We start from the raw sequence: 7610 nt of genomic DNA on the forward strand, positions 1-7610 counted from the left end.
TGCCCAGGCTGCTCAACATCCACGGCCGGCCGCAGACCGTCGACGGCAAGATCCTGAAACCGATGGAGAATTACGGCCTGAAGGTAATGTCGATGGGTTTCCTCGTCGACGAGGAAACGCCGATGATCTGGCGCGGCCCGATGGTGATGTCGGCGCTGACGCAGATGCTGCGCGAGGTCGAATGGGGCCGTCTCGACGTGCTCGTCGTCGACATGCCGCCCGGCACTGGCGACGCGCAGTTGACCATGGCCCAGCAGGTGCCGCTGGCTGGTGCTGTCATCGTCTCGACGCCACAGGACCTGGCCCTGATCGACGCGCGAAAAGGCCTCAACATGTTCAAGAAGGTCGACGTCCCGTTGCTCGGCATCGTCGAGAACATGAGCTATTTCATCGCCCCGGACACCGGCAAGCGCTACGACATCTTTGGCCATGGCGGCGCCCGCCGCGAGGCCGAGCGCCTCGGCGTCACCTTCCTCGGCGAAGTGCCGCTCGAGATGGGCATTCGCGAAAGCTCGGATGCCGGCACCCCGGTTGTCGTCTCCAAGCCTGACGGCGCCGAGGCGAAAATCTACCGCGACATCGCCTCGAAGGTCTGGGACCGGGTCAACGAAGAGCGTGGTGCGGCTGCTGCTGCCGTGCCGAGTATTGTGTTTGAATAGCAGGCGCCGCCGTGCTGCAGCCTAGGCCGCGCCGACCTTCTCGCCAAAGCTGGAAAAAAACTGTCCAGCCAGTTTCTTCGAGGTCGATTCGATCAGGCGGCTGCCAAGCTGTGCGATCTTGCCCCCGACATCGGCCTTGGCCGCGTAGTTCAATATCGTGGCGTCGGGTCCATCCGCCGTCAGCGTCACGTCGGCGCCCCCCTTGGCGAAGCCTGCAATGCCGCCCTTGCCTTCGCCCTGGATGGTGTAGGAGTGCGGCGGCTTCAGGTTCTTCAGCGTCACTTCGCCGTTGAACGTCGCCTTGATCGGTCCGATCTTCACCACCACGGTTGCCGCCATCTCGGTCGGCGACTTCATCTCCAGGCTCTGGCAGCCGGGAATGGTCGCCTTCAAGACCTCGGGATCGTTCAGCGCTTCCCACACTTTTTGCAGCGGTGCGGCAATGCGCTCCTCGCCTTCGATCACCAAAGCCATGAAAACCTCCCGGACAAGACTGCCCGAACCCGTAACGCACGGCTCGGTGCGTGTCTATCGCACCAAAGTCCGGTTGCGACCGCACGCCCTCTTGCCTGCTCCCGCGCGTTGCCATATCGATTTGTCTTACAAATACGGAGACCATGATGGCAGGCGCCCCCACCCATAAGAAAAAATTTCGCTCGCAGGAGTGGTTCGACAATCCCGACAACCCGGGCATGACGGCGCTCTATCTCGAGCGCTATCTCAATTACGGTCTGACGCGCGCCGAACTGATGTCCGGCAAGCCGCTGATCGGCATCGCCCAGACCGGCTCGGATCTGTCGCCTTGCAACCGTCACCATATCGAACTCGCCAAGCGTGTGCGCGAAGGCATCGTCTCGATGGGCGGCATTCCTTTCGAATTCCCCTGCCATCCGATCCAGGAGACCGGCAAGCGCCCGACCGCGGCACTTGACCGCAACCTTGCCTATCTCAGCCTTGTCGAAGTGCTCTACGGCTATCCGCTCGATGGCGTCGTGCTGACCATCGGTTGCGACAAGACGACGCCGGCCCTGCTGATGGCGGCGGCCACCGTCAACATCCCGGCGATCGCCCTGTCGGTCGGCCCGATGCTCAATGGCTGGCACAAGGGCAAGCGCACCGGCTCCGGCACCATCGTCTGGGAATCACGCGAGCGCCTGTCGGCCGGCGAGATCGATTATGACGAGTTCATGGACATCGTCGCCTCGTCGGCGCCGTCCACCGGCTATTGCAACACGATGGGCACCGCCACCACGATGAACTCGCTGGCCGAGGCGCTTGGCATGCAGTTGCCGGGCTCGGCCGCCATTCCCGCGCCCTACCGCGAGCGTGGCCAGATTTCCTATGAGACCGGAAAACGCATCGTCGAGATGGTGCATGAGGATCTGAAGCCGTCCGACATCATGACGAGAGAGGCTTTCGAGAACGCCATCGTCGTCAATTCGGCCATTGGCGGCTCGACCAACGCGCCTATCCATCTCAACGCCATCGCCCGCCACCTTGGGGTCAAGCTCGACAATGACGACTGGCAGACGGTCGGCCTCAATGTGCCGCTGCTGGTCAATTTGCAGCCGACGGGCGAATATCTCGGCGAGGACTACCATCATGCCGGCGGCGTCCCGGCGGTCATTGCCGAACTGATGAAGGGCGGGCTGTTGCCGCATCCCGGCGCGCGCACCGTCAACGGCAAGTCGATCGGTGAGAACAGCGAGGGCGTTGCCAACGAAAATCCCGACGTCATCCGCTCTGTCGCCAAGCCGCTGAAGGCCAATGCCGGCTTCATCAATCTTCGGGGCAATCTGTTCGATTCGGCGATCATGAAGACCAGCGGCATCTCGCCGGAATTCCGCGAACGCTATCTCTCCAACCCCAAGGATCCCGAGGCTTTCGAAGGTAACGCCATGGTTTTCGACGGGCCGGAGGATTACCACGCCCGCATCGACGATCCGGCGCAAGGCATCGACGAGCACACGATCCTGTTCATGCGCGGGGCCGGTCCGATCGGCTATCCAGGCGGTGCCGAAGTCGTCAACATGCAGCCGCCGGCCTATCTCATCAAGAAGGGCATCCACGCGCTCGCTTGCATCGGTGACGGCCGCCAGTCGGGCACGTCGGGTTCGCCCTCGATCCTCAACGCCTCGCCGGAAGCCGCGATTGGCGGCGGACTGGCGCTGCTCAAGACGGGCGACCGGGTTCGCATTGACTTGCGCAAGGGCACGGCCGACATCCTCGTCACCGACGACGAGATCACCCGGCGCCGCGCCGAGTTGCAGAACAATGGCGGCTTCCACTATCCCAAGCACCAGACACCCTGGCAGGAGATCCAGCGCGGCATGGTCGCGCAGTTCTCGGAGGGGATGGTGCTGAAGCCGGCGGTAAAATACCAGGATGTCGCGCACACCAGCGGTGTCCCCAGAGACAATCATTGATACTGAATCGACGGATGGCGGCTTGATCAAATCAGGCCGCCATCGGTTTTCCGGTTATCCTGGCCGGGTAGGTCGAGAACGGTCACCGTCCTTGACAAGCGCGCCCAACAAATCCACCATCATGACAAGGGGTGCATCGCGACGACCCCGTGAGGCGTCAGCCCAACGTTCGCGTCCAAGCTTCTCTTTTCAGGAGGTGGACGCCATGCCGTCAACAACCGCTATCACCGTACCGCAATTGTCCCGGCTCATAGGTCTGCCGGGTGCACCTGTCATCATCGATGTTCGCATCGAAGAAGATTTCGAAGCCGATCCGCGCCTGTTGCCGGCCTCGTGCCGGCGCGATTTCAAAACCGTTTCGACCTGGGCGGCCGAGTTTGCCGACAAGCCGGTGGCCGTCGTCTGTCAGAAGGGGCAAAAGCTCTCGCAAGGCGTCGTCGCATGGATGCGCCATGAGGGGATATCAGCCGAATCCCTTGAAGGCGGCTTTGAGGCCTGGCGCGATGCCGGGGGGCTTCTGGTCCGCACCGCCAAGTTGCCGCCACGCAATGAAAAGGGCGCCACCGTCTGGGTGACGCGATCCCGCCCGAAGGTCGACCGCATCGCTTGCCCATGGCTGATCCGGCGTTTCCTCGACCCCGACGCGGTGTTCCTGTTTGTCGAACCCGCTGAAGTATTGGCTGTTGCCGACCGCTTTCAGGCCGTGCCGTTCGACATCGACAATGTGTTCTGGAGCCATCGCGGCGAACGCTGCACCTTCGACACGATGATCGAGGAGTTCGGGTTGGAATCCGGGGCGCTCGATCGCCTGGCGTTGATCGTGCGCGCGGCCGACACCGCAAGCCTCGACCTGGTGCCCCAGGCGGCCGGTTTTCTGGCTGCCTCGCTCGGTCTGTCGCGTATGTTCCGCGACGATTTGGAACAACTGGAAGCAGGCATGCTGCTCTACGACGCGTTCTTCCGCTGGTGTCGCGACGCCACCGAAGAAACGCACAACTGGCCCGCTGCAGGTAAACCATCATGACCATTCTTGTCCCCGACAATAAGGCGGTGACCGTCGAGCCGCCGGCTGCGCCGACCTTCGCGGAAGCCACGAAGGTCTGGGCGAAAATCGGATTGCTCAGCTTTGGCGGACCGGCCGGGCAGATCGCGCTGATGCACAAGGAACTGGTCGAGGAGCGGCGCTGGATCGGGGAACGGCGTTTCCTGCATGCGTTGAATTACTGCATGCTGCTGCCTGGCCCGGAAGCCCAGCAACTCGCCATCTACATCGGTTGGCTGCTGCACAGGACGGCCGGTGGCCTTGTCGCCGGCATCCTGTTCGTCGTGCCGGGCGCGCTCGTCATGCTCGCCTTGAGCAGCCTGTACGTCCTCTATGGCGACATGCCGCTCGTCGCGGCGCTATTTTTCGGGGTCAAGGCGGCGGTGCTCGCCATCGTCATCGAGGCGGTGATCCGGATCGGGCGACGCGCCCTGAAAAATCCGGTCATGGTGTCGATCGCGGTCGCGGCGTTCATCGCCATCTATGCGTTGAATGTGCCGTTTCCGCTCATCGTCCTTCTCGCCGGCCTGACGGGATGGCTGGGGGACCGCGTTGCTCCCGGCCTGTTTTCCGGCTCGGCCCATGGCAAGGACGGTGTTGCCGACTCCAAGGGAGCGGTCGACCTGATGTTCGAGCGGGGCGAACTGGCCCATGTCAAACCGACCAAATGGCACGCGCCGCGCACCCTCGCCATCTGGCTGCCGATCTGGCTCGGGCCTGTTCTTTTGATCTGGTGGTTCACCGGCTCCGCAAGCGTCTGGACCGAGATAGGCCGGTTCTTCAGCCTGATGGCTGTCGTCACCTTCGGTGGCGCCTATGCGGTGCTCGCCTATGTCGCCCAGGCAGCCGTCCAGTCCTTCGGCTGGCTGGCGCCGGGTGAAATGGTCGACGGTCTTGGACTTGCAGAAACGACGCCAGGACCGCTCATCCTGGTGCTGCAGTTCGTCGGCTTCATCGCCGCGTTCCGCCATTCCGGCTCGCTCGACCCGTTACTTGCCGGATCGCTGGGGGCGCTGCTCACCCTGTGGGTGACGTTCACGCCCTGCTTCTTCTGGATATTCCTCGGGGCGCCCTACATCGAGGCCTTGCGCGGCAACAAGGCATTGTCGGCCGCACTGGGCGCGATCACTGCCGCAATTGTTGGGGTGATCATGAATCTGGCCCTATGGTTTGCTTTGCATGTCATTTTCCGTGAGGTGCACGCGACGGGGCTTGGCATGAACGTGCCGGTGCTTTCGTCCATCGACTGGCGTGCGGCCTTGCTATCCGTGGCCGCCATGGTCGCCATCCTGAAGCTGAAAGTCGGCATGCTGCCGACACTCGCGCTATCCGCCCTTGCAGGGGTCTTGCTGGCGGCGGCTGGTTAGCCAGCACCGCCTTTGTAATCCGCTTGCCCACCACATAAGTGGGCTGGAAACGGAAGGAAACATCATGGCCGGACGGCGCTCTTCCCTCGGCTTCCTCGGAATGTTCGGCCGTTCGGGCGACTTGAGGCAGCTCGACGATGCCTTGCGCGGCGCCGATCTGCATCCAGCCCTTGTGCCGGAGGGCGTGAAGCTTACCATCGTCAACCTGATGAAGGATCGCTGGCCCGACGAGCCGCCGCCGGGCACCTATGCGTCGGTGGCACAATTATGCAGCTATTGCATCGCGGGTCCGGAAACCTTCGAGCAAGCCAATGGCCATGAGCGGACGCTGGAAGCCGAGCGTCGCATCGAGGCGGCGCTTGAAACCGGCGACAGCCTCGACGCGCAGATCGTGCTGATGACGCTGCATGCCAAGCTCATCAACGCTGAAGTCGTCGACCGATACGGGCTCAGCGCGGAATGACGCGAAAGGCAAGATCTGCCTGATCCCCCGCGGCAGCCGAGCCGATCAGGCCCGGCTGATCTCCTCGAGATACCAGCCGATGTAGCGCAGTTCGTTGTATTCCATCGGCGCGATCGGTCCGGGCACGAAATAGTGCGAACGCACGCCGCGCGCGGTGTGCTCGATGATCTTCTTGTCCTCTTCGGTGGTGACCTTCCACAGCCAGGTCAGCTTCTCCAGATCGTAGTCCTGGCCCTCGACCGCGTCGCCGCGCACCAGCCAGATCAGCTCCATCTCACAGGTACCAGCTGTTTTCGGGATGAAACGATAGATCATGCCGTGATCGGGATAACAGACGAGAAAGGTCGTACCGCCAAGATGGATCGATGTCACGCCACCATCATAGTCGGTGAAACGGCCCATCAGCGGCGCGACCGGCGAGCCGTCCTTGCTGCCGCTGGAAACGCCGTCATAGAGCGCATAGCGGAAAGTGTGGATCGCCTCCTGTCCGGCGGCCGAGTTCTGCCAGCGGTTGGCGCTGCCGATCTCGATGCCGAGCGCGCAGGTGCGTTGCTCCATCGCCGCATTGAGCTGCTCGATCATCTCGGCCGGTTTTTCCAGCGCATGCGTCTGCGAATATTCCGGATGCGCCGGCCCGCAATGGTAACATTCGACATAGTTCTCGACGGCGAGCTTCCAGTTGGCGTCGAGCGCATAGGACTGACGATACGCCACCTTGGCGTCGCCCCAGCCATATTGGCCGCAACTCGTGCGCAGCGACTGTTCGATCGGATCGAAATCGAGCGGCGTCTCGGCGAAGGAAATGAAGACCAGCCCGGAAGCGACGCGGACATGAAGCTTCTTCAGCCCGTGCGCCGAGCGGTCGAAATCCTTTGGCATCAGGCGCGCGGCACGCAAGGATCCGTCATTGGAATAGGCCCATGCGTGGTAGGGGCACACGAACATCTTCGCATTGCCCTTCTCCTTGGTGCAGACCTCGGCACCACGGTGGCGGCAGACATTGAGCATGGCATGCACGGTGCCATCCATGCCGCGCGTCAGGATGACCGCCTCGTCACCCAGCTTGAACAGCTCGAAATCGCCCGGGTTCGCGATGACGCTGGCATGCGCCAGGCAGTGCCAGTGGCGGCGAAAGACACGTTCCATGTCGCGCTCGAAGATCGCCGAATCATGATAGAAGGCACGCACCAGGCCGTGACCTGGCCGATGAGATGCCACCAGCCGATCGATCGCGTCGCCGTCGGTGGGTGCTTGCTGGATAGGATGCACACTCATTTGTCGTTCTGCCCGATGGTTGATCCCGGAGCAATTCCAGGAAAAGTGTGAAGCGGTTTTCTGTTAGGAATTGCGTCAAACGAAGAGCGCAATTCCAGGAAAAGTGTGAAGCGGTTTTCCGTCCTGAATTGGCTCCGGGTGGTGGCTGTATGGCTGCACGAACTCGTCTCCGGTCAGCCGCCCATTTGCGTGCGCGGCAGGTGGATCAGGTTGCCGAAGCGGGCACGCAATCTGTCGTCGACCTGTTTTGGCACGTGGCGCGGAAATCGCTCGGCAAGAATGCGTTTCTTCTCGGTGATCGCACGCAGCAATATATCAGGCCGGCCTTTTTCGTTCCATTCCTTCGGCGAGGAACGATCGCCGAGGGCGGGATAGAAG

Annotated in this window: 7 protein-coding genes and 1 pseudogene; 5 read left to right on the plus strand and 3 right to left on the minus strand. The window is 62.4% G+C overall.

Annotated features, from left to right (window positions below; translation table 11 throughout):
• Positions 1-659, plus strand: a 659-nt coding sequence (locus EN749_RS25895; RefSeq protein ID WP_145991006.1) for an Mrp/NBP35 family ATP-binding protein, incomplete at its 5' end; no start/stop codon positions are given.
• A gap of 21 nt (positions 660-680) precedes the next feature.
• On the opposite strand, the gene EN749_RS25900 is transcribed toward EN749_RS25895, so the two are convergent.
• The gene (locus EN749_RS25900) at positions 681-1133 is read right to left on the minus strand and encodes a carbon monoxide dehydrogenase subunit G (protein ID WP_013528005.1); all 453 of its coding nucleotides are present in this window, start codon (positions 1131-1133) and stop codon (positions 681-683) included.
• 146 nt (positions 1134-1279) lie between these two features.
• On the opposite strand from EN749_RS25900, the gene EN749_RS25905 reads away from it, so the two are divergent.
• The 4 genes from EN749_RS25905 (at position 1280) to EN749_RS25920 (ending at position 5957) form a co-directional block, all read left to right on the plus strand.
• The gene (locus EN749_RS25905; RefSeq protein WP_128364221.1) at positions 1280-3085 is read left to right on the plus strand and encodes an IlvD/Edd family dehydratase; all 1806 of its coding nucleotides are present in this window, start codon (positions 1280-1282) and stop codon (positions 3083-3085) included.
• A 205-nt stretch (positions 3086-3290) separates the two neighbouring features.
• Positions 3291-4109, plus strand: a complete 819-nt coding sequence (locus EN749_RS25910) for a chromate resistance protein ChrB domain-containing protein (RefSeq protein ID WP_128364222.1) — start codon at positions 3291-3293, stop codon at positions 4107-4109.
• The gene (chrA, locus tag EN749_RS25915) at positions 4106-5494 is read left to right on the plus strand and encodes a chromate transporter (protein ID WP_127808083.1); all 1389 of its coding nucleotides are present in this window, start codon (positions 4106-4108) and stop codon (positions 5492-5494) included. Before EN749_RS25910 ends, chrA begins: the two co-directional genes overlap by 4 nt.
• A 64-nt stretch (positions 5495-5558) precedes the next feature.
• A complete protein-coding gene (locus EN749_RS25920; protein ID WP_127317745.1) occupies positions 5559-5957 on the plus strand; it encodes a hypothetical protein in 399 nt (132 codons plus the stop codon).
• A gap of 45 nt (positions 5958-6002) precedes the next feature.
• On the opposite strand, the gene EN749_RS25925 is transcribed toward EN749_RS25920, so the two are convergent.
• Both EN749_RS25925 and EN749_RS25930 read right to left on the minus strand, forming a co-directional pair.
• Positions 6003-7232 carry an aromatic ring-hydroxylating dioxygenase subunit alpha gene (locus tag EN749_RS25925; protein WP_127808082.1) on the minus strand — a complete coding sequence of 410 codons (1230 nt, stop codon included), beginning with the start codon at positions 7230-7232 and terminating at the stop codon, positions 6003-6005.
• Between the two features lie 173 nt (positions 7233-7405).
• Positions 7406-7610 (minus strand): annotated as a pseudogene (locus EN749_RS25930) (trimethylamine methyltransferase family protein); the annotation flags it as partial.

It is taken from the genome of Mesorhizobium sp. M7A.F.Ca.ET.027.02.1.1 (assembly GCF_004022985.1).
Lineage (GTDB): Bacteria > Pseudomonadota > Alphaproteobacteria > Rhizobiales > Rhizobiaceae > Mesorhizobium.